The sequence below is a fragment of the Pseudoduganella flava genome, from assembly GCF_007830495.1.
Taxonomy (GTDB): domain Bacteria; phylum Pseudomonadota; class Gammaproteobacteria; order Burkholderiales; family Burkholderiaceae_D; genus Rugamonas; species Rugamonas flava.
Map to the genome: position 1 here is coordinate 305,150 of NZ_VLKW01000005.1, position 26,333 is coordinate 331,482.

At 67.6% G+C, this 26,333-nt stretch carries 19 protein-coding genes; 10 read left to right on the forward strand and 9 right to left on the reverse strand.

Translation table 11 applies throughout. The features are described 5' to 3' along the window. The first annotated feature begins 222 nt into the window (after positions 1-222). The 6 genes from IP92_RS15350 (at position 223) to IP92_RS15375 (ending at position 11,977) form a co-directional block, all read left to right on the forward strand. The gene (locus IP92_RS15350; protein WP_145876376.1) at positions 223-2,703 is read left to right on the forward strand and encodes a TonB-dependent receptor; all 2,481 of its coding nucleotides are present in this window, start codon (positions 223-225) and stop codon (positions 2,701-2,703) included. After that, positions 2,703-4,508, forward strand: coding sequence for a phytase (locus IP92_RS15355; protein WP_145876378.1), 1,806 nt, complete (start codon positions 2,703-2,705; stop codon positions 4,506-4,508). Before IP92_RS15350 ends, IP92_RS15355 begins: the two co-directional genes overlap by 1 nt. 92 nt (positions 4,509-4,600) lie before the next feature. Continuing rightward, entirely contained in the window at positions 4,601-5,893 is a 1,293-nt protein-coding gene (locus IP92_RS15360; protein WP_371860942.1) for an NCS2 family permease, read from the forward strand. Positions 5,894-6,301: 408 nt separating this feature from the next. Next, positions 6,302-7,375 carry a galactokinase gene (gene galK, locus IP92_RS15365; RefSeq protein ID WP_145876382.1) on the forward strand — a complete coding sequence of 358 codons (1,074 nt, stop codon included), beginning with the start codon at positions 6,302-6,304 and terminating at the stop codon, positions 7,373-7,375. Between the two features lie 25 nt (positions 7,376-7,400). Continuing rightward, positions 7,401-9,188 carry a glycoside hydrolase family 2 protein gene (locus IP92_RS15370; protein ID WP_145876385.1) on the forward strand — a complete coding sequence of 596 codons (1,788 nt, stop codon included), beginning with the start codon at positions 7,401-7,403 and terminating at the stop codon, positions 9,186-9,188. A gap of 164 nt (positions 9,189-9,352) precedes the next feature. Next, positions 9,353-11,977: an FAD-dependent oxidoreductase gene (locus IP92_RS15375; protein WP_145876387.1), complete on the forward strand. Its 2,625-nt coding sequence runs from the start codon at positions 9,353-9,355 to the stop codon at positions 11,975-11,977. Between the two features lie 316 nt (positions 11,978-12,293). Here the strand turns inward: IP92_RS15375 and IP92_RS15380 are convergent, their stop codons facing one another. From IP92_RS15380 to IP92_RS15390, 3 genes are all read right to left on the reverse strand, one after another. Continuing rightward, positions 12,294-13,214 (reverse strand): NAD(P)/FAD-dependent oxidoreductase, encoded by a 921-nt coding sequence (locus IP92_RS15380; RefSeq protein WP_145876389.1) that lies wholly within the window; start codon positions 13,212-13,214, stop codon positions 12,294-12,296. Further along, positions 13,211-14,098, reverse strand: coding sequence for a hypothetical protein (locus IP92_RS15385; protein ID WP_145876391.1), 888 nt, complete (start codon positions 14,096-14,098; stop codon positions 13,211-13,213). The genes IP92_RS15380 and IP92_RS15385 overlap by 4 nt, the downstream gene beginning before the upstream one ends. A gap of 146 nt (positions 14,099-14,244) precedes the next feature. Beyond that, a complete protein-coding gene (locus IP92_RS15390) occupies positions 14,245-14,622 on the reverse strand; it encodes a four-helix bundle copper-binding protein (RefSeq protein WP_145876393.1) in 378 nt (125 codons plus the stop codon). A gap of 139 nt (positions 14,623-14,761) precedes the next feature. Here IP92_RS15390 and lipP1 point away from each other — a divergent pair, with 139 nt between their 5' ends. Next, positions 14,762-15,805 carry a LipP1 family hormone-sensitive lipase gene (gene lipP1 / locus IP92_RS15395; protein WP_199271877.1) on the forward strand — a complete coding sequence of 348 codons (1,044 nt, stop codon included), beginning with the start codon at positions 14,762-14,764 and terminating at the stop codon, positions 15,803-15,805. A 2-nt stretch (positions 15,806-15,807) separates the two neighbouring features. On the opposite strand, the gene IP92_RS15400 is transcribed toward lipP1, so the two are convergent. Next, positions 15,808-16,950: a DNA topoisomerase IB gene (locus IP92_RS15400; protein WP_145876395.1), complete on the reverse strand. Its 1,143-nt coding sequence runs from the start codon at positions 16,948-16,950 to the stop codon at positions 15,808-15,810. 178 nt (positions 16,951-17,128) lie between these two features. Here IP92_RS15400 and IP92_RS15405 point away from each other — a divergent pair, with 178 nt between their 5' ends. Continuing rightward, the gene (locus IP92_RS15405) at positions 17,129-17,878 is read left to right on the forward strand and encodes a DUF481 domain-containing protein (RefSeq protein WP_145876397.1); all 750 of its coding nucleotides are present in this window, start codon (positions 17,129-17,131) and stop codon (positions 17,876-17,878) included. 135 nt (positions 17,879-18,013) lie between these two features. On the opposite strand, the gene IP92_RS15410 is transcribed toward IP92_RS15405, so the two are convergent. The 4 genes from IP92_RS15410 to IP92_RS15425 are packed head-to-tail and all read right to left on the reverse strand — an operon-like array spanning position 18,014 to position 22,091. After that, the gene (locus IP92_RS15410; protein WP_145876399.1) at positions 18,014-18,313 is read right to left on the reverse strand and encodes a hypothetical protein; all 300 of its coding nucleotides are present in this window, start codon (positions 18,311-18,313) and stop codon (positions 18,014-18,016) included. A 3-nt stretch (positions 18,314-18,316) separates the two neighbouring features. Further along, positions 18,317-20,827 (reverse strand): cbb3-type cytochrome c oxidase subunit I, encoded by a 2,511-nt coding sequence (locus tag IP92_RS15415; RefSeq protein WP_145876401.1) that lies wholly within the window; start codon positions 20,825-20,827, stop codon positions 18,317-18,319. After that, on the reverse strand, positions 20,824-21,753 hold the full coding sequence (locus tag IP92_RS15420; RefSeq protein ID WP_145876403.1) for a cytochrome c oxidase subunit II: 930 nt from the start codon (positions 21,751-21,753) through the stop codon (positions 20,824-20,826). Before IP92_RS15420 ends, IP92_RS15415 begins: the two co-directional genes overlap by 4 nt. Continuing rightward, positions 21,750-22,091 carry a c-type cytochrome gene (locus IP92_RS15425; RefSeq protein ID WP_229418805.1) on the reverse strand — a complete coding sequence of 114 codons (342 nt, stop codon included), beginning with the start codon at positions 22,089-22,091 and terminating at the stop codon, positions 21,750-21,752. Before IP92_RS15425 ends, IP92_RS15420 begins: the two co-directional genes overlap by 4 nt. A 168-nt stretch (positions 22,092-22,259) precedes the next feature. On the opposite strand from IP92_RS15425, the gene IP92_RS15430 reads away from it, so the two are divergent. Both IP92_RS15430 and IP92_RS15435 read left to right on the forward strand, forming a co-directional pair. After that, positions 22,260-23,126, forward strand: coding sequence for a c-type cytochrome (locus IP92_RS15430; protein ID WP_145876405.1), 867 nt, complete (start codon positions 22,260-22,262; stop codon positions 23,124-23,126). Positions 23,127-23,134: 8 nt separating this feature from the next. Further along, a complete protein-coding gene (locus tag IP92_RS15435; protein WP_145876407.1) occupies positions 23,135-24,229 on the forward strand; it encodes an AI-2E family transporter in 1,095 nt (364 codons plus the stop codon). Between the two features lie 24 nt (positions 24,230-24,253). On the opposite strand, the gene msbA is transcribed toward IP92_RS15435, so the two are convergent. Continuing rightward, positions 24,254-26,074, reverse strand: a complete 1,821-nt coding sequence (gene msbA, locus IP92_RS15440; RefSeq protein ID WP_145876409.1) for a lipid A export permease/ATP-binding protein MsbA — start codon at positions 26,072-26,074, stop codon at positions 24,254-24,256. Positions 26,075-26,333: the final 259 nt, after the last annotated feature.

Here is a 26,333-nt window from a genome sequence, read left to right on the forward strand (position 1 = left end):
GACAAGACGATGACGGTGTGCCTTTTTGGCACGGGGTGCGATCGGCTCAAGGCGGCGCGCCATTTCGCGGGCCGCGGCCCGCGCCGTCCCTGGCGCCCGGCGATTGCCGGGTCATTTCAGCTCATCGCGGCTGCAACGCGGAGACGGCGGCCAACCCTGTCACCGATCGGTCACATTGGCTGCCTAGAATCCGCCCCGTTTGCCACCAACCATTCATCATTCATGCGACATCTTGCCCTCCCCGCCCTTGGCCTGCTGGCCGCGACGGGTGTCCACGCCGCCGATCAAACCATCGTCGTCACCGGCCAGCGCGTCAGCCTGGCCCGTGCGATCGCCGCCCAGGAAAAAGCGGACAACATCGTGTCCGTCGTCTCGTCCGACGACATCGGCGGCCTGCCGGACAAGAACGCGGCCGAGGCGCTGGCCCGCCTGCCGGGCGTCGCCGTGCAGCGCGACCAGGGCGAAGGCCGCTACGTGACCGTGCGCGGGCTGGACGCCGACCTGAACGCCGTCACGATCAATGGCGCACTGGTGCCGTCGCCGGAAGCGACGCGCCGCGCCGTGGCGCTGGACGTGCTGCCGGCGGGCCTGATCCGCACGCTGGAAGTGACCAAGACGCTGACGCCGGACCAGGATGCGAATTCGCTGGGCGGCTCCGTCGAAGTGAAGACGCTGTCCGCGTTCGACCTGCCGGGCAGCCTGCTCAGCGTGGGCGCCGGCGCCAGCCGCGATACCAACACGGACCAGACCAGCCCATCGGCCAACGTGCTGTGGGCGCAGCGCTTCGCCGACGGCAAGCTGGGCGTTGCTGCCGGGCTGTCCGGCGAAAAGCGCAAGTTCGGTTCCGACAACGTCGAGACGGGCGGCGCATGGAACGGCAACCGCCTGGCCGGTTTCGAGCTGCGCGACTACCTGCCGGTCCGCGAGCGCTATGCGGCCGCACTGAACCTCGACTGGCGCCCGGATGCGGCGCAGAGCTATGCGCTGCGCAGTTTCGTCAGCCGCTTCTCGGACGACGAAGTGCGCGACCGCCTCACCGTCAGCAATATCAAGACGGACGACCTGGCGGAAGGCCAGACGGCCGGCGCCCGCGTCGAACGGCGCCTGCGCCAGCGCAAGTACACGCAGGAGATCCGCTCGCTGACGGCATCCAGCGACGTGCGCCTGGACGCGTGGCGCCTGCATGCGGAAGCGGCGGCGAGCCGCGCCACCGATGACACGCCCGAGTCGATCAACGATGCGCGCTTCCGCGGCAGCTTCACGGGGATCGGCTTCACGAACACGATGGCGCCGCGGCTGATCGCACCTGCCGCCGTGTTCGATCCGGCCAACTACACGCTGAACGCGATCACGCTGCAGCAGCGCTATTCCGAGGACCGCGCGAAACACGTGCGGCTGGACCTGGGCCGCGACATCGAGTCGGGCGACTGGCGCACGGCGGTCAAGTTCGGCGCCAAGGCGAGCCGCCGCGACAAGGATAACGACACGAACCAGTGGGCGTACAACAGCTCCAAGACGTCCAGCGGCAACTACTGGGGCGCGGGCCCGACGACACTGGCCGGCTTCGTCCGCGGCGATAGCCTCGACTACGCACTGGGCAAGATCGGCCAGGCGATCGACCCGGCCGCCGTGCGTGCCCGTATCGCGGCACTGCCCCGCGCCGGCGCGCAACTGGCCGCGGAGTCGGCACTGAACGACTTCGCGATGAGCGAGGACATCGACGCGGCGTACGTGCAGGGCACCGTGGCGCGCGGCGACTGGTCCGTGCTGGCCGGCGTGCGCGGTGAACGCACGCGCTTCGATGCGCTGGGCGCGCAAGTGAACGGCACGGCCGTCACGCCGCGCCAGGCCAGCCGCTCGTACACGAACTGGCTGCCGACCGTGCAGGCCCGCTTCGACCTGGACCGCAGCACCAGCGTGCGCGCCGCCTGGAGCAACGCCGTCGTCCGCGCCAACTTCAGCCAGCTGGCCCCCGGCATCAGCCTGGCCAGCACGACGGAGGCGACGATCGGCAATCCGGACCTGGCGCCGTTGAAGTCGCACAACCTGGACCTGGGCATCGAACGGGTGCTGGGCAACGACGGCACGATGTCGGCCTACGTCTTCCACAAGGACATCAGCAACTTCACGTATGCGACGAACCTGGCCGGCAGCGGCCGGTGGGCCGGCTACACGACGGCAACGTCGTACGCGAACGGCGATAGCGCCAAAGTAAAGGGCATCGAGCTGTCCTGGCAGCAGAGCCTGCGCATGCTGCCCGCGCCGTTCAACGGCCTGCTGGTGGGCGTGAACGGCGCGTTCACGAGCTCCGATGCGCGCATCGACAGCTTCGATGCGGCAGCCGGCAAGCGCGCCACGCGCACGATCCGCATGCCGGGCCAGTCGAACCGCATGGCGAACCTGATGGTCGGCTACGAGATGGGCCCGATCAGCACACGGCTGGCCGTCAACTACAAGTCCCCTTACCTGCTGGAGCTGGGCGACGACGTGCTGGACGCGAGCGGCGACCGCATCGTCGATACGCAGAAGCAGGTGGACCTGTCGTTCGCGTGGCAGGTGGCGAAAGGCTGGCAGCTGACGTTCGAGGCGGCCAACCTGAACAACGAAAAATACTATGTGTACCAGGGCGTCAAGGCGCACAACGTGCAGTATGAACAGTATGGCCGCACCTACAAGATCGGCCTGAAAGCGAGCCTGTTCTGATGCGGCGCGCACTCACCTTGATCTTGCTGGGTGCCGCGCTGACGGCGCAAGCGCAGGTGCCGGCCACCCTGGCACACGCGCGCGATCTGGCGGCCATCCCGGGCGGCTGGCTCGCGCTGGACAAGCACGCGCTGCGCCTCGTCGATGCAGCCGGCAGCGAACGGGCCACGATCGCCGTGCGGGGCCGCCAGCTCGATGTGCGCGCCGACGGCGACGGGGCGCTGGCCCTCGTCGTCGACGCCAACGCCGAGCGCCCCATCCCCGTGCGCGTCGACGCGGCTGCCGGCACGCTGACGGCACTGCCGGCGCTGCCGGAGCCGGGTTACGGCATCGAAGCGGCGTGCCTGTATCGCGATGCGCACCACCTGACGCATGTCTTCACGGTTGCGAAGGACGGCCAGGCCGACCAGTGGCTGCTGGGTGCGGGCCAGTCTCCGGCGCGGCACGTGCGCCACCTGGCATTGCCGCCCCATGCGCAGCACTGCCGGGTCGATGACACCACTGCCACGCTGTACGTGGCCGAGGAGGAGCTGGGCGTGTGGGCGTATCGCGCCGATCCGGAAGGCGCACCGCTGCGCCGGCCGGTCGCGCTGGCACCGCCGTTCGGCAAGATGACGGGCGGCGCCGGTGCGCTGGCCGTGCTGCCGGATGGCCTGGCGGCGACGGACGGCAAGGGCAAGCTGCACGCATGGCGCCGCGCCGGCGACACGTGGCGCGCAGCACCCGTGCCCCGCATCGACGCGGGCGCGCTGGCCTCCGGCGACGGCCTGCTGGCTCGCACGGCCGACGGTTGGCGGCCGGTGAAGCTGGCGTGGGCGGCGGCAGTAAAACCCGCCGCAGCGCTGCCGATCGTCGTGCCGCGCGCCCAGACGGCCAGCGTGGCGCGTGCCGGCGACGCGGCCGACGATCCGGCGATCTGGCTGCATCCGCACGATCCGGCCGCCTCGCGCATCCTCGGCACCGACAAGAAGCAGGGCTTGCTGGTGTACGACCTGCAGGGCCGGCAGACGCAGTTGCTGGAAGCGGGCCGGCTGAATAACGTCGACGTGCGCCAGGACGTGGCGTTCGGCACCGAGCGCTTCGACCTGGCGATGGCCACGCAGCGCGACGAGAACGCGATGGTGCTGTTCACGATCGATGCGAACGGCACCGTCAGCGAGGCGGCGCGGCTGCCGACGGAGCTGGCCGAGATCTACGGCGCCTGCCTGTACCGGCCGAAGACGGGCGGCCTCGATGCCTTCGTCAACGACAAGGACGGCCGCTACCTGCATTACCGGATCGACCGTGACGGCGGGCGTTTCACGGCAAAGGTCGTGCGGCGCTTCCGCACGGCGACCCAGCCGGAAGGCTGTGTGGCGGACGAGGCCAGTGGCCGCCTGTTCGTCGGCGAGGAAAAGCGCGGGCTGTGGGTGACGTCCGCCGCCGCCGAAGAGGAAGCGAAGCTGACGATGGCGCTGCCCGTCGGCGGCCTGCTGCATGCGGACGTGGAAGGTGTCGGCATCTACCGGGCCGGCACGCGCAGCTACGTCGTCGTCTCCAGCCAGGGCAACGACAGCTACGTCGTGCTGGACGCCGCGCCGCCCTACAAGGTGCGCGGCGCGTTCCGGATCGGCATCGACGCGGTGGCCGGCATCGACGGCACTTCCGAGACGGACGGCCTGGAGGTGACGTCGGCCAACCTGGGCGGGCCGTATGGCCGCGGCATGCTGGTCGTGCAGGACGGCTACAAGCGGATGCCGGACGGGCCGCAGAACTTCAAGCTCGTCGCGTGGGACGACATCGCCAAGGCGCTGCGGCTCGATTGAGGATGCGGCGGAAAATCGGGCGCCGGACACCGGCGCCCGACACCATGCGGTATGCTTCGCCCTGTTACAACAACAGGGAGAGCGCCGTGTCGATCGCCGAACAACTATTCAAACTCAAGGAAAGCGGCACGGATGTGCGCACCGAGGTCGTCGCCGGGGTGACGACCTTCCTGACGATGGCCTACATCATCTTCGTCAACCCCGCCATTCTCGGCGACGCCGGCGTGCCAAAGGACGCCGTGTTCGTCGCCACCTGCCTGGCCGCGGCGCTGGGCACCGCGATCATGGGCCTGTACGCGAACTATCCGATCGGCATGGCGCCCGGCATGGGCCTGAACGCCTACTTCGCCTATGCCGTCGTGCTGGGCATGGGTGTGCCGTGGCCCGTCGCACTGGGCGCCGTGTTCATTTCCGGCTGCCTGTTCCTGATCGTGTCGCTGTTCGGCCTGCGCGAGATGATCGTCAAGGGCATTCCGACGTCATTGCGCACGGCGATCACCGTCGGCCTCGGGCTGTTCCTCGGGCTGATCGCGTTGAAGAGCGCCGGCATCGTCACGGCCAATGCCGCCACGATGGTGACCGTCGGCGACTTGCACAAGAGCACGGCGCTGCTGGCGATCGTCGGCTTCTTGCTGATCGTCACGCTGGACCGGCTGAAAGTACGGGGCGCGATCCTCATCGGCATCGTCGTCGTCACCGTGCTGTCGTTCTTCTTTGGCGGCAATACCTTCCACGGCATCGTGTCGGCGCCGCCGTCGCTGGCGCCCACCTTCGCCAAGCTGGACATTTCCGGCGCGCTGGGCACCGGCATCCTGAACGTCGTGCTGGTGTTCTTCCTGGTCGAACTGTTCGATGCGACGGGCACGCTGATGGGCGTGGCGGCCCGCGCCGGCCTGCTGGTGGAAGGCAAGATGCAACGCCTGAACCGGGCGCTGCTGGCGGACAGCACGGCGATCGTCGCCGGCTCCGTGCTGGGCACGTCCAGCACCACCGCCTACGTCGAGAGCGCTGCCGGCGTGCAGGCCGGCGGCCGGACGGGCTTGACGGCCGTCGTTGTCGCGCTGCTGTTCCTGGCCTGCCTGTTCATCTCGCCGCTGGCCGGCGTCGTGCCGGCGTACGCCACCGCGCCGGCGCTGCTGTTCGTCGCCTGCCTGATGCTGCGCGACCTGGCCGACGTGGACTGGGCGGAAACGACGGAAAGCATCCCTGCCGCCGTCACGGCGCTGTTGATTCCGTTCACGTACTCGATCGCCCACGGCATCGCGTTCGGCTTCATCACCTATGCCGCACTGAAACTGTTTACCGGCCGCGTGCGGGAAGTGAAACCGATCGTCTGGATCATCGCCCTCGTGTTCATCTTCAAGTATGTGTGGATCGGCGCCTGAACTATCGGCGCTCGGCAGCGCGATACTGGTGAAGCAGGGAAAAATTGCTTTAAAAATTGTCAGTTCTTCACTAGGCCGCATGCCAGAATCCTCCTACAAAAAAGTAACTGACGGTTAGGCACCTTTCATAGGGCCGTGCCGTTGCCCCTTGCGGTGACCGGAAGTTACGAATTGCTGAGTCGAAAAGCGGTAAAGTTACTGCGCGGAATTGACTTAAGGCCGCGTCAGTAATTGATAGGATTTCCACTCGAGATGACCGAGATGGAAAACCTGTCAGATGCCAACACCACCGCACCGCCGCACGCTGCAACCCAGGTTGCACATCCGTATGCCGGGGACGCTTGCGTCCGCGCCGGCATTCGCGGCGGGCGCCGGCGTTGCATCTCCTCCGGCACACCGGAGAGCGCCATGAAGTCGCCGAACGACTTCTTCGGCTCCGCTCCCGAGGTGCACCTGTGGGCACCGGGCCGTGTCAACCTGCTCGGCGAACACACCGACTACAACGACGGCTACATGCTGCCCGTCGCGACGCCGCAGCGCACCGACGTGATGGCCGCACGCAGCGACGACGGCCGCTTCCACGCCTACTCCGCCACCTTGGACCAGGCGTTTTCCTGGGCCCCCGACGAATCGAGCCCGCCCGGCTTCGCCCGCTACATCGAAGGCTGCATCCGCCTGCTGGCGCAACGCGGCCAGCCGATTCCGCCACTGCGCCTGTACGTGCGCTCGAACCTGGCGCTGAGCACGGGCCTGTCGTCGTCGGCCGCGCTGGAAGTGGCCACGCTGCGCGCCCTACGTGCGCTGCTGAAGATCGACCTGGATGGCGTGACGCTGGCGCAGATCGCGCAGCAGGCCGAGATCCGCTATGCCGGCGTCAACTGCGGCATCATGGACCAGATGGCCGCCAGCCTGGCCGACGAAGAGCACATGCTGTTCCTGGACGCCCGCACGCTGGACTACCGCGTGCTGCCGCTGCCGGCCAACAGCGAACTCATCGTGATCAATTCCGGCGTGCCGCGCCAGCTTGCCGAGAGCAAGTACAACGAACGCCGCGCCGAATGCGAAGCCGCCGCCGGCATGCTTGGCGTGCAGGCGCTGCGCGACGTGACCGATCCGGCCGCCGCCGACAAGCTGCCCTCCCCGCTGAAGGAACGCGCGCGGCACGTGATCAGCGAGAACAACCGCGTGCTGGAAGCGTGCGGCGACATCGACGCCGCCCGTTTCGGCGAGCTGATGAACCAATCCCACTACAGCCTGCGCGACGACTACCAGGTATCGATCGCCGCGCTGGACGAATTGACGGAAGTGCTGCGCAAGGATCCCGACGTGTATGGCGCGCGCCTGACGGGCGCCGGCTTCGGCGGGGCTTGCGTGGCGTTGTGCCGCACCGGCACGGCGGCTGCCGCGGGACGGCGCGCCGTGGATCGTGTCAATGCCGGCGGCGCTGCCGCGACGCTGCTGATTCCCGCACCCACCCAGTGAAAAGACCATAACAACCGAGGAACCGATGAGCGACTTCGAATATCCAAGACCGCAACTGGTACGGGACAACTGGCAGAGCCTGAACGGCATGTGGCAGTTCGCGTACGACGACGAGCGGCGCTACTGCCGCCCCGATCAGAACATCGAGTGGACGCACGAGATCCGCGTCCCCTACGCGCCCGAGACGAAGCTGTCCGGCATCCACGACATGGGCTTCCACGAAGTCGTGTGGTACCGGCTCGAGTTCGACATGGACAGCCGCGACGAGCGCACCATCCTGCATTTCGGCGCCGTCGATTACGAAGCGAAGGTGTGGGTCAACGACCGCCTCGTCGCGCAGCACCAGGGCGGCCACACGTCGTTCTCCGCCGACATCACCGATGCGCTGGTCGAAGGCAAGCGCCAGGTGATCGTGCTGCGCGCTGAAGACGATCCGCACGACCTGGCCAAGCCGCGCGGCAAGCAGGACTGGCAGCTGGAACCGCACTCGATCTGGTACCCGCGCACCACCGGCATCTGGCAGACCGTGTGGCTGGAACAGGTACCCGCCACCTACATCCGGCAGGTGCGCTGGACGCCGCACTTCGACGGCTTCGAGATCGGCTGCGAAGTGCGCGCCGGCGGCGATCGCCGCGAGAAGCTGACGGTCGAAGTGAAGCTGTGGCACGGCAAGAACCTGCTGGCCGACGACGAATACAAGCTGATGGGACAGGAGGCGAATCGGAAGATCGCCATTTCCGACCCGGGCATCGACGATTCGCGCAACGAATTGCTGTGGAGCCCGGAGCGCCCCACCTTGCTGGACGTCGAACTCACGCTACGGTGCGACGGCGTTGTGCTGGAAACTGTACGATCCTACACAGCACTGCGCTCGGTGGCGATCAACCGGGACCGCTTCATGATGAACGGCCGGCCCTACCCGCTGCGCCTGGTGCTGGACCAGGGTTACTGGCCCGACAGCGGCATCACGGCACCCAACGACGAGGCACTGAAGCGCGACGTTGAGCTGGCCAAGCTGATGGGCTTCAACGGTGTGCGCAAGCACCAGAAGATCGAGGATCCGCGCTATCTGTATTGGGCGGACAAGCTGGGTCTCTTGGTGTGGGAGGAAATGCCCTCCGCGTACTCGTTCAGCCCGAAGTCGATGACGCGCCTGATCAAGGAATGGCAGGAAGCGATCGAGCGCGACTACAGCCACCCATGCGTGATCGTGTGGGTGCCATTCAACGAGTCGTGGGGTGTGCCGAACCTGACGTCGATGCAGGCACATCGCAATGCAGTGGAAGCGCTGTATCACATGACGCGCATGATGGATTCGACGCGCCCCGTGATCGGCAACGATGGCTGGGAGGCCTCCGCCACCGACATCCTCGGCATTCACGATTACGACAGCGACCCGCAGCGCCTGAAGGCACGCTACGAGGTCTCCGACCCGGCCCGCACGCTGTTCGACCAGCGTCGCCCCGGCGGTCGCATCCTGACGCTGGATGGGTTCCCGCACCGCGGGCAACCGATCGTGCTGACGGAATTCGGCGGCATCGCCTTCGACACGAAAGCGCCGGAAACGGATACGTGGGGCTACTCGCGTGCCAACACGGCGGAAGCCTTCTACGAGCATTACACGGCGCTCCTGAAGGTCGTGAACGAAACACAGATGTTTTCCGGCTTCTGCTACACGCAGTTCGCCGATACGTATCAGGAAGCGAATGGCCTGCTGAACGCGGACCGGACGCCGAAGATCCCGTTCGAGAAGATCAGCGCCGCCACCCGCAGCGTGCAACTCGTCGTACAGGATCCGCCTGAGCCGAACTAGGAAAGCACAGCTTCGTTCGGCGTGGTGGGAACGGCATCCCGGGGCCGTGACCGCCGCCTTGATAGACCAGTGCTTTCCGAGCGCTCCGGTAACGCCTTGCGCGTGCCAGGCGCGGCCTTTTTAAACCACAACTAACGACCCGTATATGGGGCAAGGGAGAAACTATGTCGACCATTATCGTGTTCTGCCACCTGCGCTGGGACTTCGTCTTTCAACGTCCGCAGCACCTGCTGACACGCCTGGCTAACAACTACAAGATCGTGTTCGTGGAAGAGCCCATCCATCACGATGGCGAGAGCTTCATGAAGACGTGGCAGCCGGCGCCGAACATCACGGTTTGCCAGCCGCACACGAGCGTGCAGCAAACCGGCTTCCACGACGATCAGATTCCGCTGCTGCAGCCGATGGTCGCCAAACTCGTGCCGGAAAAAGAGGACCCCATCGTGTGGTTCTACACGCCGATGGCGCTGCCGCTGCTGCCGCAGCTGCATGCAAGCCTCGTCGTGTACGACTGCATGGACGAACTGTCGGCATTCAAGAACCCGCCGCGCCAGTTGCTGCAACGGGAAACCGCGCTGCTCAACATCGCCGACCTCGTGTTCACGGGCGGCCCGAGCCTGTATGAAGCGAAGCGCACCCGCCATGCGAACGCGCACTGCTTCTCCAGCTCCGTCGATGCGAAGCACTTCGCCCAGGCGCTGGCCCGTGGCGACAGCCATCCTGACCAGGCCGCCATTCCCCACCCGCGCCTGGGCTTCTACGGCGTGATCGACGAGCGCTTCGACACGGAGCTGACCGCCAAGGTCGCCGATGCGCACCCGGACTGGCAGATCGTGCTGGTGGGCCCGGTCGTGAAGATCGACCCGGCGCACCTGCCGAAGCGCCCGAACATCCACTACCTGGGCCAGCGCAGCTACGAGGAACTGCCGAAGTTCCTGGCCGGCTGGGACGTGTGCCTGATGCCGTTCGCGCTGAACGAAGCGACGAAGTTCATCAGCCCGACCAAGGTACTGGAATACATGGCGGCCGAACTGCCGATCGTCTCCACGGCGATCCGCGACGTGGAGCAGCCTTACGGCGGCATCGTGGCGATCGGCCACACGCCTGAGGAATTCGTCGCCCATTGCGAAGCGGCGCTGCGCCAGACGCCGGAGCAAACCAAACAGATGGCCGAGCGCATGCGCGAGGTCGTCGCCAACACTTCCTGGGAAACCACTGCACAACGGATGCGAGAATTGATCGACAATACGACCCCGGCCCGCAAGTTCGCGCGCCTGACTACCCCTGAAATGTCCGTGGACGCCGCACCGCAGAACGTCAACCCGCTGCGCAGCCCGTCCAATGCGCAGAAGGTCGGCTGCGTGATCGTCGGCGCCGGCCCGACCGGCCTGTCCGCCGCCTATCACCTGGGCCAGGACACGCTGCTGCTGGAGAAAAATACGACCGTGGGCGGCTGGTGCCGCTCGATCGAGGACAAGGGCTTCACGTTCGACTACGCGGGCCACATCATGTTCTCGAACGACCCGTACGTGTTGAAGCTGTACGACATCCTGCTGGGCGACAACCAGCATTGGCAGATGCGCGAGGCATGGGTTTACTCGAAGCAGGTGTACACCCGCTACCCGTTCCAGGGCGCGCTGTATGGCCTGCCGCCGGCCGTCATCAAGGAGTGCGTGCTGGGTGCGATCGAAGCACGCTACGGCTCCGAAGAGGAAGCCGCCGGTGAAACGTGCGCGAACAGCGAGACGGCCGATTGCTGCGCCGACGGCACGGCCGATGCCGCGAACGCGTCGGGCACCGCCGTCAAGGGCGAGCCGAAGAACTTCGAGGAGTTCATCTACAAGGTGTGGGGAAAGGGCATCGCGAAGCACTTCGCCATCCCCTACAACAAGAAGATCTGGACCGTGGACCTGAAGGACATGGAAACGTCGTGGCTAGGCGGCCGCGTCCCGCTGCCGGACCTGGGCCAGATCATCGAAGGCGCGCTGGAACCTGTCGCCAAGCCGATGGGCCCGAACGCCCGCTTCGGCTATCCGAAAAAAGGCGGCTTCCAGGCACTGGTGAACGGCTTCGTCCCGCACATCAAGGGCAAGATCGAGCTCAATGCCGACGTGGCGCAGGTACTGCCGCGCGAACACGTGATCGCGCTGGCCGACGGCCGCCGCTTCCGCTACGACCAGCTGGTGTCGACGATGCCGCTGCCGGAGCTGGTGAAGCTGATCGGGCCGGAGGCGCCGGAAGAAGTGCAAGCCGCCGCGAAAGGCCTGCAGCACATCTCGATCCGCTGCGTGAACATCGGTGTGAACCGCGAGAACGTCACGGACAAGCACTGGATCTACTACCCCGAGGATTCGATCTTCCACCGCATCTTCGTGCAGGGTAACGCGAGCCCCGAGTGCAACGCGCCGGGCGGCTTCGGCTTCACCTGCGAGATTTCGTACTCGCCGTGGAAACCGCTGCCGGTCGATGGCGACGACCTGATCGCCCGCTGCATCCAGGACTGCATCAAGGTCGGCTTCATGCAGCCGGACGACGAAGTGCTGTGCGCGAACATCGTCGACATGCCGTACGCCTACGTGCTGTACGACCACAGCCGCGCGAAGAACGTGCAGACGGTGCGCGACTGGCTGCTGCAGCACGACATCGTGCTGGCGGGCCGCTACAGCGAGTGGGAGTACTACAACTCCGACCACGCCTTCCTGGCCGGCAAGAAAGCCGCCGAAACCGTCACGGCCCGCCTCGCTCCACCCGCAACAAGCGCGAAGCCCGTAGTGAAGGCCGACGCATAACCCGCGTCTCCTCCACGGAAACGGCGGTCCTCCGGGGCCGCCGTTTTTTTTCGCGCTTGCTTACCGCGTTGTTTTCCCCACACAGGGGACTGTCCCTCGTTTCAGGAAATATTTCCGGAATTCGGGGACTGTCCCTCGAATTCGGCAACACGCGCCAGCGAATGACGGGCCGATATCCAGCGGTGGTTGATCAGCGATTGGCGCGCAAACGTCGTCCGGTTACAACAACGTGTGGTACCAGCGACACGAGGGACTGTCCCTCGATTTTGGAAAGATTTCCGGATTCGAGGGACAGTCCCCAATGTTAGGAAATGTTTCAGCCGGTGCGGCGGCGGAATTGCCAGGGGAGCGCGTTGTGGATTGCGGTGGCGGCGATCGCGGCGTGGCCGGTTGCGACGCTGATCTGGTTCAGGCCCAGCACCACGTCGCCGACGGCGTACAGGCCCGGCACCGTCGTGCGCTGGTGGTCGTCGACGATCAGCTTGTCGCATTCGCCGCACTTCGCACCCAACGCCTGCGCCAGGCCCGAGCGGGCCGTTTCGCCCAGCATCGGGTAGAACACGTCGAAGCGGTAATCGGCGCCGTCTTCCGTGTGCAGCACCGGTTCCATCGCATTCGTCAGCGTCACGCCCTTCAGAGGGGAAGCGACGTAGCGCACGCCGGCCACGCGCAGCTTTTCTTCTTCCTCCGGCGACAGCGGCGCATCGGGCTCGCGCTCGAACAACGTGACGTCGCAGGAAAAGGTGCGCATGAACAGCGCGTGCCCGGTGCGGTTATGCGGTTGTGAGACGACGGCGACGCGCTTGTCGAGGATGTCGTAGCCGTCGCAGACGGGGCACAGCCGGAGGGCGCCGCTGGCCACGGCGTCGTACCACCCTTCGACGGGCAGGCCGGCATCGGCAACGCCGGTCGCCAGCAGCACGGCGGCGGCGCGGATCTCGCCGCCTTCGTGCGTGGCGACGAACACGTCGTCCACCTTCGTCAGGCCGGTGATCTCGAGCTCGTCGACGCCACCGCCGTAGCACTCCAGCTGCTGGCGCAGCCGGCCGAGCAGCTCGCGGCCCGGCACGCCGCCGGGAAAGCCCGGATAGTTGTGGCTGACGGGGATCAGGCCGAGACGGCTGTTCCCCTTGTCGGCGACGATCACGTCGCGCCGGAAGCGCCGCAGGTACACGGCGGCCGTGAGGCCGCCGGGACCGCCGCCGATGATCAGCACTTCACACAGGCGTGTACTCACCGACCCGTCGCGTTGGTGCTGGAACCCGAGCTGGTGCCGGTGGTGCCGGTGGTGCCGGTGGTACCGGTGGTTCCGCTCGTCCCACCCGTCGTGCCGCTCGTGCCCGTGCTGGTCCCGCTCGTACCCGACGTGGTGCCGCTGGTGCCGGTCGTCGTACCGCTGGTGCCCGTCGTGGTACCGCTGGTGCCCTTCGTCGTCCCGCTGGTGCCGGTGGTCGTGCCGCTGGCGCCGGTGCTGGTGCCGCTGGTGCCCGTCGTCGCACCGCTCGTGCCCATCGTCGTGCCGCTGCCCGATGCGCCGGACGACGTCGTGCCGCCGGCGCGATTGCCGGCTGGCCCGCGCGTCGATGTCGAGCGGTTCGTGCCCGTCGGTGCCACACCGTTGTACGTGCCAGTGCCGGTCGCGTTGTAGGCGCCGCCGTTGACAGCACCGGTGCCGGCCCCGTTATAGCCGCTGTTGTTGACGGTGCCGCCGACGGCACCGGTGCCGTTGTTCAGCGTGCCCTGCGTGGCCGGCGATCCGGCCGACGAGCCCGTGCGGCCCTGCGACAGCGTGCTGCCGCTGGTGGTCGTGCCGGTGATCGTGGTGGGCGTATTCCCGACCGTGCCCAGCGGCGTGGTCACGCCCGGCGTGCCGATCGTGCCCGTCGTCTGGCCCATGCCGTTGACAGGCGTGGGACCGGGCGCGCTGACCGTCCCGGTCGTGCTCGTGGTGGTGCCGGCCGTGCCGCGGTTGACACCTGTGTTGACGGAAGTGCCGACGCCCGTGTTGACGCCGGTGTTGACTTGCCCGCCGGTGGTGCCGCCTGCCGGCGTCGTGACCGTCTGGGCGGATGCCGCGGTCGCACCGAGCGCGGCCGCCAGCAGAATCGGATGGATCCTCATGACGTTCTCCTTGATTTGATTGGTGCGCCGATTCTGTCACGCGGCGCCGCGCGCGGCCGTAGGAGCATGCCGCATGCGCCAGTCGGAAGCCTCCCCGACCTGCCATTTTCCCTCGACAGCCGCCGCCGGCGGCCGTCGATTTCCCCTCAGTGCGCAGCCATCCCGCCGCGCATCCCCTGCCCCGCCGACGCCCCGGCCCCCATGCCGCTGGCGGCCATGCGGCGGCACTCATCGGCGCAGCGGCGGCACGCGGCGGCGCAATCCTGGCAATGCTGCATCGGATGCTGGCCGCACTCCTGCGCGCAGGCGTCGCACATTGCCGCGCACATGCTGCACAGCTCGGCCGCGAGCTTGCTGCCGCGCGCCATGAAGCCAGCGGCGGTGCGGCACAGCGCGGCGCAATCGATGTCCAGCGCGATGCACTGGGCCATCATCTTCGGGTCTTCCTCACGCAGGCACGCACTGGCGCACATGTCGCACGCACGCGCGCAGTCATCACATGCTTCGATACACGATTCATACATGATACGTCCCCCTTATGTGTGATACCGAACGCATACTGTACGCTTCGTGCAGGCGCCGCGGCGCCATGGTGAATTGGCGCACGGAACCAACTCGACCGTATGCCGGATGCTGGACCTACCTTCACTACAGGGAGCCTCGATGAAGATCAACAGCTTATCGCTGGCCTGCGCCAGCCTGGTCGTCGCCACCGCGGCCTTCGCCATCGACAGCACCGAGCCGCCCAAGGCCGAGCCACGCATGCAGCAGGTGCTCGACGCACTGGCCGCGCTGGACGGCAAACCGATCGAGACGCTGACGCCGCAGGAGGCGCGCCAGCAGCCGACGCCGGCCGACGCCGTCCAGCAATTGTTGAAGGACCAGGGCAAGAGCACCTCCCCGCAGGCGGGCGCGACGGTGAAGCAGATGGCCGCCGACGGCCCGCAAGGCCGCATCCCGCTGGCGGTCTACACGCCGGCCGGCAAAGGCCCGTTCCCCGTGCTGCTGTACTACCATGGCGGCGGCTTCGTGCTGGCCGATACGAAGACGTACGACGCATCGGTGCGCGCGCTGGCGAAAGGCGCGCAGGCCGTCGTCGTGTCGGTCGAGTACCGCCAGGCGCCGGAGCACAAGTTCCCCGCCGCACCGGACGATGCGTTCGCCGCCTACCGCTGGGTGCTCGACCATGCGAAGGAACTGAACGGCGACCCGGCCCGCGTTGCCGTTGCCGGCGAAAGCGCGGGCGGCAATCTCGCCACCGTCGTCGCGCTGATGGCGCGCGACAAGGGCGCCAAGGCGCCGCTGCACCAGCTGCTGATCTACCCCGTCGTCGGCGACGACATGAGCACGCCTTCATACCAGCGCAACGCCAACGCGAAGCCGCTGAACAAGCCGATGATGCAGTGGTTCTTCAAGCAGTACCTGAACGGGCCGGACGATGCGCAGAACCCGTACGCGCTGCCGCTGAAGGCGGACAGCCTGAAAGGCCTGCCTCCGGCCACCGTCATCACGGCGGAGATCGACCCGCTCGCTACCGAAGGCGAGCGCTATGTCGAGAAGCTGAAAAAGGACGGCGTGAAGGTCGAGTACCGCCAGTTCGACGGCGTCACCCACGAGTTCTTCGGCATGGCGCCGGTCGTGCCGAAGGCCGAGGATGCGCAGAAGTTCGCGATCGACAACCTGAAGAAGGCGTTCGCCGCCAAATAAGGTCAGGCGGCGGCCGCCTGCAGCCGGGTACTCTTCGCGGCCCGGCTGCGCTTGCCCTTGGCGGGCTGCACGGTCTTCTCGGCCCGCGCCAGGCGCTCCTGCAGCAGCGCCAGCACGGCCGCCTCCTCCGGCTGCAGCGCGTGCAGCTCCTTCTCGAATTCCTCCTCGGCGCGGGCGCGCAGCGCGGCCAGTTCCGCGCCATCCATGTAGGCTTCCAGCACGGCCGGGTGCACATAGCACTTGCGGCACACGGACGGCGTGTTGCCGAGGCGTTTCGCCACCGATTCGATGGCCCGCACGATGTTTTTCTTGGCCTGCGTTTCCGAATCGAACTTCTCGAATTCCTGCAGCGCCAGCGCGGCCAGCACGGTGCCGGACCACGTGCGGAAATCCTTCGCCGTGTAATCCTCGCCGGTGATCGTGCGCAGGTACTCGTTGACGTCGGCCGAGTCGACCGAATGCGTGGTGCCGTCGTCGTCGACGTACTGGAACAGCTCCTGCCCCGGCAGGTCGCGGATCTTGCCGATGATGCGGGCCAGCCGGCGGTCCGCCACCTTGACGTCGTGGAACACCCCGCTCTTGCCGCGAAAGCGGAACTCGACCTCCTTGCCGTCGATGCGCACATGACGGTTGCGCAACGTCGTCAAGCCGAACGATTTATTGTCGCGCGCATATTCCTCGTTACCGATGCGCATCATCGTGTGTTCCAGCAGGTAGACGATCGTCGCCAGCACCTTTTCGCGCGGCAGGCCAGGCAAGCCGAGCGCCCCGTCGACGGCCTTGCGGATACCCGGCAGCGCCTGGCCGAACGCGATCATCCGTTCGTACTTGACCTCGTCGCGCACGCTGCGCCAGCGCGGGTGATAGCGGTACTGCTTGCGGCCGCGCGCATCGCGCCCCGTCGCCTGCAGGTGGCCGTTCGCATGTGGGCAGATCCACACGTCCGTCCACGCCGGCGGGATCGCCAGCGACTTGATGCGGCCCAGGGTGGCCTCATCGGTGACCGCGGCGCCGTCGGCATCGGCATAGCGAAAGCCGCCGTCGGCGGGCAGGCGGGACAGGCCCGGCCTGGCGTCGTTCACATAGCGCAAGCCGGCGGCGCGCGCGGCCTGCGGCGGGTCGGTGACGAGTTCTTCGGGTTTCATCGGAGCTCCTGGTTGTGGACACAGTGTGTCAGCGGCCGGCAAGACGTTCCGTACGGTGGGCAACACCCGTGAACGTCAGGACAACGGCCGACTACGGTACAGACTTCCCTTGAGACATCCTTCCCGATGCTGGGGTACAATGCCGGCTCCACCGTTTCCGTACGAGCCACAGACACCAATGACTTTTCGTTCTGTACTCATCCTCGCGATGGCCTTTGGGCACGGCGCAGCGTTCGCCGCCGACACGATCGAAGAACGCACCTGGAGTACGTCCGCCGAGCTGGGCGCGATCACCACTTCGGGCAACACCACCGGTACTTCCGTCACGGGCAAGATCGACGCCCGCCAGGAGCTGGAAGACTGGAGCAACCAGTACATCCTGACCGGCTTCTTCAAGGAAGACCAGGTGCAGACGGACGAGGGCGACGGCAAGAAGTACGTCCGCTCGGCCGAGCGCTTCGCCTTCTCGGCCAAGGCCGCCTACAAGCTGATGGAAGACGGCGAGCGCCTGTACGTGCTGGGCTCCCACGTCGACGACCGCTTCGGCGCCTACACGCGCTACTCGTCCGTGTCGATCGGCCGCGGCAAGCGCCTGTACAAGTCGCCTGACAAGATCGTCGAAGTCGAACTGGGCCCGGGCTACTTCTCGGGCGTACGCGCCACCGGCGAGGAAGAAGACGGCGTCACCGTGCGCGGCGCGGCGAATGTGCGCTGGCAGATCAGCCCGTCCGCACTGTTCGCCCAATCGGTGGCCGTCGAGCGCGGCACGTCGAACACCCACTCGGTGGCCGAGACGTCGCTGTCGACGAAGATCAACGGCACGATGCAGATGAAAGCGGCCTTCAGCGCCCGCAACGACAGCAACGTCCCCGTCGACAAGAAGAACACGGATACGCAAACGTCGCTGACGCTCGTGTACTCGTTCTGACCACCGGCAGAGCGCCCCACTGTCGACTTCGTGTCCCGCTGGGGTCAGACCCCGGAAGGCCCCAAAAAGGACACGAACTCGGCTCTACCAGTTGCCGAGTCCGTGTCACTGGTGCCTGGCACCGGTGACACAAGCTCAGCCGCAAGCACCAAGAGCCAGCAGCGGCAACGCACTCCACGCGATGCCGGTGATGCCCAATACCGCGGCGCCCAGCCGCGTGATCTCCAGCAGCGTATCGGGCACGCCGGCCCGGCATGCGCTCGCGACCAGCCATCCCGCGAGGGCCAGCGCCACGGCCGTGACGGATAGCAGCACCGCCCATGTCGCCGCACCGCACCCGGCCGCCACGTACAGGTAGCAAAAGAAGAAGTGCGCCGCCCACAGGATCAGCGGCGCCGTGCCCAGCCATAGCTTGCGAAAGAAGCCGTCGCCCATGCGTCACCCCATCAGCAGCGGCCACACGTGCACGGCGGCGCTGCTCGCCACACCTTGCAGCGCCGTGTAGTACCAGATCAGCGCCGCGTTATCGAGCGAGCCCCGGCTGGCCGGCGTCAGGTGGCGACACAGCGAGCGGGCGACGACGTACGCGCCCAGGCAGACGCACAACAGCACGTGCAAGCCCTGGTACGCAACCAGCGTCGCGACCGCGGCGCCCCAGGCATGCCGGACCGGATTCAGGCCGCTGGCCAACTGCCCGCCCAGCTCCAGTCCATACCCGCCCAGCATCAGCACGCACGCGACACCTACCAGCCAGCGCATCCGCCTTTGCCGGCCGCCCAACGGCGTGCGCAGCGCCAAGGCTATCAACACGGCGCCGCCCGCGGTCAGCAGCACGGACAGCGCCGGCAGCCACGGCGCCGGCAGCCGCGCACCGGGCGGCGGGCACACGTCCAGCCGCATCGACACGTGCACGTATGCGAACAGGAACGACAGGAAGATGCCCGCGTCGACGGCCAGCATGATCAGTGTCGCCCACCAGCTGTGGCTGGCCGTGCCGACTGCACCGACCGGCAGCCGCACGCCCTCGCCCACCTCCACGTCCCGGCACGGCGCCGGACGATCCTGCTGCCACAGCCACGCCAGCAGTGCGCCGATCGCGACAAAGCCGCACAGCCAGGCGATGAAGGTCTGCTTGGCCGTCAGCAGCAGGAAGAAGCCGGCCGTTCCCGCCGCGGACAGGAATGGCCACCAGCTGTCCGTCGGCAGCGGCAGCACGTAGCGCAGCACGGCGCGTACCGGTGTCGTGACGATCGTCTCGCGCAGTCCCGTCGCCGTGCCGGGCAGCCAGTGCGCGCCCTCCTCCACCTCGCGCGCCAGGTCCGGGTTGCTCCACAGCGGGTCGGTCGAATCGACCTGCGGGATGCTGCGCGTCGCATGGCTGTCGGCCGGCAGCCACTCCAGCGTGCCCGCCTGCCACGGGTTGCCATGCTCGCGCTCCGGCCGCAGCAACGCGCGCGTCATCCCGACGAAGAACAGCACGACGCCGGCCGCGAACACGAACGCGCCCACCGTCGACACGAGGTTCCACACGTCCCAACCCAGCCCCGACGGATACGTGTACACCCGCCGCGGCATGCCGAGCAAGCCCGTGATGTGCATCGGGAAGAACGCGACGTTGAAGCCGACGAACATCAGGCCGCACGACCAGCGCGCCGTGCGTTCGCCGATCGCGTGGCCGTTCACCAGCGGCAGCCAGTAGCAGAGCGCCGCGAACATCGGGAATACCATCCCGCCGATCAGCACGTAGTGAAAGTGCGCGACGACGAAGTAACTGTCGTGCACCTGCCAGTCGAACGGCACGACGGCCACCGTCACGCCCGTCAGGCCGCCCAGCACGAAGATGAACAGGAAGCCGAGCAGGAACAGCGCCGGCGCGGTGACGCACACGCGCCCCTTCCACACCGTGCCGATCCACGCGAACACCTGGATCGCCGTCGGCACGGCCACCGCCATGCTGGCCGCGGACACGAAGCCTCCTTCCAGGTGCCCAAGCCCCGTCGTGAACATGTGGTGCGCCCACAGCCCGAAGCTGAAGAACGCGACGGCGACCATCGCGACGATGACGGCGCGCCGGCCCACCAGCGGCGTGCCGGCAATGGTCGGGATCATCGTCGACACCATGCCGGCCGCCGGCAGGAAGATGATGTACACCTCCGGGTGGCCGAAGAACCAGAACAGGTGCTGCCACAGGATCGGATCGCCGCCGCGGTCGGCAACGAAGAATGGCCAGTCCCATGCCCGTTCCAGTTCCAGCAGCGCCGTGCCGGCGATCACGGCGGGGAACGCGAACACGATCATCACGCCGACGATCAGCATCGCCCACGCATACACGGGCATGCGCGCCAGCGTCATGCCGGGCGCACGGGTGAACAGGATGCCGACGATCAGTTCGATCGCACCGGCGATCGCCGAGATCTCGATGAAGCCGATCCCCAGCAGCCAGAAGTCGGCGTTCAGGCCGGGCGAATACGTCTTGCCCGTCAGCGGCGGGTACATGAACCAGCCGCCGTCCGGCGCCAGGCCGACGAACAGCGTGCAGAAGAAGCCCAGCCCGCCCAGCGCATATGCCCAGTAGGCATAGGCCGAGAGCCGCGGGAACGGCAGGTCGCGCGCGCCCAGCATCGCCGGCAGCAGGAACACGGCGATCGCCTCGACGACGGGAATCGCGAACAGGAACATCATCACGGTGCCGTGCATCGTGAACACCTGGTTGTACGTGCCCGGCCCCAGCAGGCCGTTCTCCGGCACCGCGAGCTGCACCCGCATCAACAGGCCGAGCACCCCGGCCAGCAGGAAGAACAGCAGCGACGTGCCGATGTACAGCAGGCCGATCGTCGAGTTGTTCACGGAGCTCAAGAGGCGCCAGCCGCGCGGCGTACGCCATACCGCCTTCAGCCGCTCCAGTTCCCCGGCCGGACGCGGTACGCTGTTGGGCAGCTTGCGCGTCATTTCAGCGACTCCAGCCAGGCGGCCAGCGCGCGCAGCTCGTCGCCTTCCAGTCCGCGCGTGGCCGGCATCCGCGCGCCAGGCTTGATGGCCTGCGGGTCGGCGATCCAGCCGGCCAGGGTGCCGCGGTGCGTCGCCAACGTGCCGGCCGCCAGGTACCGCCGGCCGCCGACGTGCGTCAGGTCCGGTCCCAGCGTGCCGCCCGCGCCCACGCCCCGCACCGTATGGCACGCATCGCAGCGGCGTGCCAGATACGCCGCGCGGCCGCGCGCGAGTTGGGCGTCGGCCGGTTGCGGGGCTGGCCGGGCCTGCGCCGCCAGCCACGCATCGAACTCGCCTGGTGCCAGCGCCACCACGTGCAGCGCCATCTTCGCGTGCTGCGCGCCGCAGAATTCCGCGCACTGGCCGCGCCAGACGCCGGGCCGGTCGGCGCGCAACGTCAGGCCGTGCACGCGCCCAGGCACCATGTCCACCTTGCCGGCCAGCGCCGGCACCCAGAACGAGTGGATCACGTCGCTCGTCGTCAGGCCAAGGTAGACGGCGCGGCCGGCCGGGATGCGGATCTCGTTGGCGGTGACGATGTCGCGGCCCGTCGCCGGATCGGTGTAGCGCACCTCCCACCACCACATCTTGGCCGTGACGGCGATGCGCAGCGGCGTCAGCGACGATGGCCGCGCCAGCCGCGCCGTCGTCGCCAGGCTCCACCACAGCAGTGCCGTCAGCAGCACGAGCGGCAGCGCGATCCCGCCGCCGATGATCCACACGCGGGTATCGACATGGCGGCGCGCCCGCCATCCGCGCAAGGCCAGGAACATCACGGCGACGAACAGCACGGTGCCGGCGATCGTCATCGTCCACCCCAGCTGGCCGATCAGGGCCGCATCCGGGCCGGCGCCGGCCAGCGCCGATTGCGGATACGGCGCGGTCATCGCAATGTGTACAGGTAGGCCGCCATGTCGCGCGCATCGTCCGGCGTGACGCCCAGGTTCGGCATCAGCGTGCCCGGCTTGACGGCGGGCGGATCGACAATCCAGCGCACCAGCGGCTCCGGGACGTTCGGCAGCCGCCCGGCCACGTAGCTCTGGCGGCCGAACTTGTCCAGCGGCGGGCCGGCGGTGCCGCGCGCCGCCTCGACACCGGGGATCGAATGGCACGCGCCGCACTGGAACTGCACCAGCAGCCGCCTGCCGCGCGCCGCATCGCCGCCTTCCACGCGCTGCATCGACTCCTTGTCCGCACCGCATGCGGCCAGCATGGATGCGAGCAAGGGTGCATACAGGGCTGCAAACAGAGGTCCTATCCTCGCGCTCACCGCCGCGGGTCGGATGATCGGCAGACGGTTTGTTTCGCGCACGCACTCTTCCTGCAGAAACCGGGGGAATCCATATAATAAAACAAAGACAAGATCGGATTTTTCAATGGTGCGCACCCCTGCATGGCCTCGAACCGCCTCCGCCTGATCGCCACGACCGCACTGGCCACCACGGCATTGCTGGCGTTGGGCGCCGCCGTGGGCGGGTATCTGGTGCTGGAGGCTGGCTGGTACAGCGTGGCCGCCACGCGGCAGCACTTCCAGGTGGTGCACACGCTGCTCGAGAAAGGGATGCACGAGTCGGTGCGCTTCCACGCGCGCGACGTCGTCGTGCCGCCACCGGCCGGCGCGGCGCAGGAGCGCGAACAGCTGCGGCGCGGTGCACGCCTGTACCGCCGCTATTGCGAGCAATGCCATGGCGGCCCGGGCGTGGCGCAGCACGACATCGGCCGCAGCATGCAACCGCTGCCCGGACCGCTGGTCGACGCGGCGCGGCGCTGGCGGCCCCGCGAACTGTACTGGATCACGCGCCACGGCATCAAGATGAGCGGCATGCCGGCCTGGGAATACCGCCTGGCGGACGAGGAGATGTGGGACATCGTCGCCTTCCTCGGCCGGCTGCCGCTGCACACGGCGGCCAGCTACCGCGAGGTCACGGCGGCCGCCGACGCGGCCGAATCGCCCGCCCCCGCTGCGCCGCCGCTCGGCGCACCCGATGCGCGCCGCGGCCGCATCGCGCTGACGCAGTACGCTTGCAGCGCGTGCCACAAGATCCCGGGCGTGACGGGGCCGGATACCTATGTCGGTCCGCCGCTGCAAGGGCTGGGGCGGCGCAAGTACGTGGCCGGCGTGCTGCCGAATACGCCGGACAACCTGGTGCGCTGGATCCGCACGCCGCAGGCGGTGGATCCGCAAACGACGATGCCGGCGCTGGGCGTCACGGAGCGCGATGCGCGCGACATGGCGGCCTATCTGCTGGCCAGGGATTGAGGAGGCAAATGGACGATCACGACAACAGCCGGCAACGGCAGGAACACCATGGCGACCACCGCTTCACGCGCCGGGTCGCCCTCGTCAACGGCATCGGCATCCTCGCCATCCTGGCGCTGGCGGCAATCTGGTTCGCCTACGACGCACTGCTGCTCGTATTCGCCTGCATCCTGTTCGCGATCCTGCTGTACGAACTGGCCGGCCTGCTGCGCAAGCGCCTGCATGTGCACCGCCAGGTCGCGCTCGCGCTGGTGGTTGCCATGCTGCTGCTCGTGTTCGGCGTCGGCGGCTGGCTGATGGCGCCGCAGATCGGCGAACAGGCGGATAAACTGGGCGCCGCGGTACCGGAAGCGCTGCACCGGCTGCGCGCGGCGATGGAACAGCAGCCGCTGTTGAAGCGCCTGATGAGCAGCATGCCGTCGCCGGAACAGATGCAGAAGCAGCTGACGCAGCTCGTGCCCAATGCTGGCCTGTTCTTCACCGGCCTGATGGGGGCACTGGGCAATGCCGTCATCATCCTGTTCGTCGGCGTCTATTTCGCGGCGCAGCCGCACCTCTACATCGACGGCCTGGTCACGCTGGTCCCGCCGAGGAAACGGGCCCGGGCCCGCGAGGTCATGGATGAACTGGGCCGCACGCTGGCCCGCTGGCTGCTCGGCAAGGCCGCGTCGATGCTGCTGGTCGGCGTCGCGTCGGCCGCCGGCCTGGCGCTGCTGGGCGTGCCGCTGGCGCTGATCCTCGGCCTGATCGCCGGCCTGCTCGACTTCATCCCTTACCTGGGGCCGTTGATGGCGGGCGTGCCGGCCGTGCTGATCGCGTTTTCGGACAGCCCGCAGCAGGCGCTGTACGTCGTGCTGCTGTTCGGCGCGATCCAGCTGGCCGAAGGTTACCTGCTGTCGCCGCTGATCGAGAAGCGCACCGTGTCGCTGCCGCCGGCGCTGACGATCGTCATGCAGCTGTTGTTCGGCGCGCTGTTCGGCATGGCCGGCGTGGCGCTGGCGACGCCGCTGACGGCCGTGCTGGCCGTGCTGGTGTCGATGCTGTATGTGCAGGACGTGCTGAAGGACCCGGTGCGCACGCCGTCGCAGCGGAACGGCGACTGACGGCTTGCGACGCGGCTGCCGGCGTCAGTGCGCCAGTTGCTTCTGGGTCTGGTACAGCCGGGCGTACTGGCCGGCGCGTTCCAGCAGTACGTCGTGCGTGCCCATTTCAACGATGCCGCCGCTGCTCATGACGACGATGCGATCGGCGTTTTCGATCGTCGACAGCCGGTGCGCGATGACGAGCGTCGTGCGCCCCTTCATCAACCGCTCCAGCGCGGCCTGCACCTGGCGTTCCGACTCGGTGTCGAGCGCGCTGGTGGCCTCGTCCAGGATCAGGATCGGCGCATCCTTGTACAGCGCGCGGGCGATCGCCAGGCGCTGCCGCTGGCCGCCGGACAGCCGCAGGCCGTTCTCGCCCACCTCCGTCAGATAGCCCTGCGGCTGGCGTTCGATGAACTCGTGCGCGTACGCGGCGCGTGCCGCCGCTTCGATGCGGGCCTGGTCCGGCGCAGGGTCGCCATACGCGATGTTGGCGGCCAGCGTGTCGTTGAACAGCACCACGTCCTGGCTCACCAGCGCGATCTGCGCGCGCAGATCGGCCAGACGGTATTCGCGCAAGTCGACGCCGTCGAGCAGGATGCGGCCTTGCGTCACGTCGTAGAAGCGCGGCAGCAGGCTGGCCAGCGTGGTCTTGCCGCTGCCGGAGCCGCCCACCAGGGCGACCGTTTCGCCGGCGCGGATGTCGAGCGACACGTCGGCCAGCGCGGACGCCGCATCCACGTCGACGCCGTAGCGGAAGCCGACGGCGTCAAACACCACGTCGCCCCGCGCGCGCGTCAGCGTGCGAGTACCGGTATCCGGCTCGGCCGGTGCGTCGATCAGGCCGAACACGGATTTCGCCGCCGCCAGGCCGCGCTGCAGCGGCTCGTTGATCTTGGTGAGGTTCTTGATTGGCGACTGCATCGCCATCAATGAGCCCATGAAGGCGACGAAGGCGCCGGCCGACAGCGCGCCGGCCTGCGCGCGCACCAGCGCGAAGTAGATCACGGCCGACAGCGTGACGCCGATCAGCATCATGATGATCCCGGAATTCATCGCCGCCGTCGCCGCATGCTTCACGGCCAGCTGGCGATTGAGCTTGACGACGTCGTCGAAGCGGCGCTGTTCGTAGTGCTGGCCGCCGAAGATCTTGACGACGCGCTGGCCGCCGATGCTCTCGTCGAGCACGCGGGTCAGCTCGCCCATCGCGTGCTGCGCGCTCTCGGACAGGCGGCGCATGCGGCGCCCCGCGAAGATGACGACGGCGGCCACCAGCGGCAACAGCCCGAGGCAGAACACGGCCAGCTGCCAGTCGATCGTAAACAGCGACACCAGGTAACCGGCCGTCGCCACCGAGTCGCGCACGGCGACGTTGACGACGTTCAGGCCCGCCTGCGACACCTGGCTCGCGTCGAACGCCACGCGCGACAATGTGGTGCCGGTGGACGAGCGATCGAAATAGCCGTTCGGCAGGCGCAGGATACGGGCAAACATCTTGCCGCGCAGGTCAGCCTGCACGCGGTTGCTGAGCCATGCGGAGCCGTAGTCGCCGGCGAAGCTGCTGACCATGCGCAGGAACGCCAGCGCCATGATGATCGCGGGGATCGTCCACAGCGCGGCCTCGCGGGCGTCCACGGCGGGCAGCCGATGCAGCCAGCCCTGCACCGATGCCAGCACGCCGCCGGCCACCGCGGCGCCATGGGTGCCCGCGTTCGGCCCCAGCGCGTCGACGACGTTCTGCAATTGACGAATCAGCACCACGTCGGTGAGCGACGCGATGCCGACGGCGAACAGCGTCGCGACCAGCGCACCGGCATAGGGAGAGAACTGCTGCAGCAGGCGGTAATACAGTTGGCGGCTCGACACGTGAGGGGGCTGACAGAGGTAAAGGCAGCATTGTACCTGCCTTCGATGCCGTGACGAAATCCCGCCCCGCCCGGGACGGCAGATGTAACAGCCGTTACATCTGATTACACATCACAGATCGTTTCTGTCGTCAAGAGGCAGCGCAAGCGTGCGGGCGAAGATCGCCTCGAATGCCCTGGAACCCGCATGGATACTGGGCTTTCGGTAGAGAAACACGCGTTGCGTTGCATTTTCGATACGAATCAAATAAACATTACAA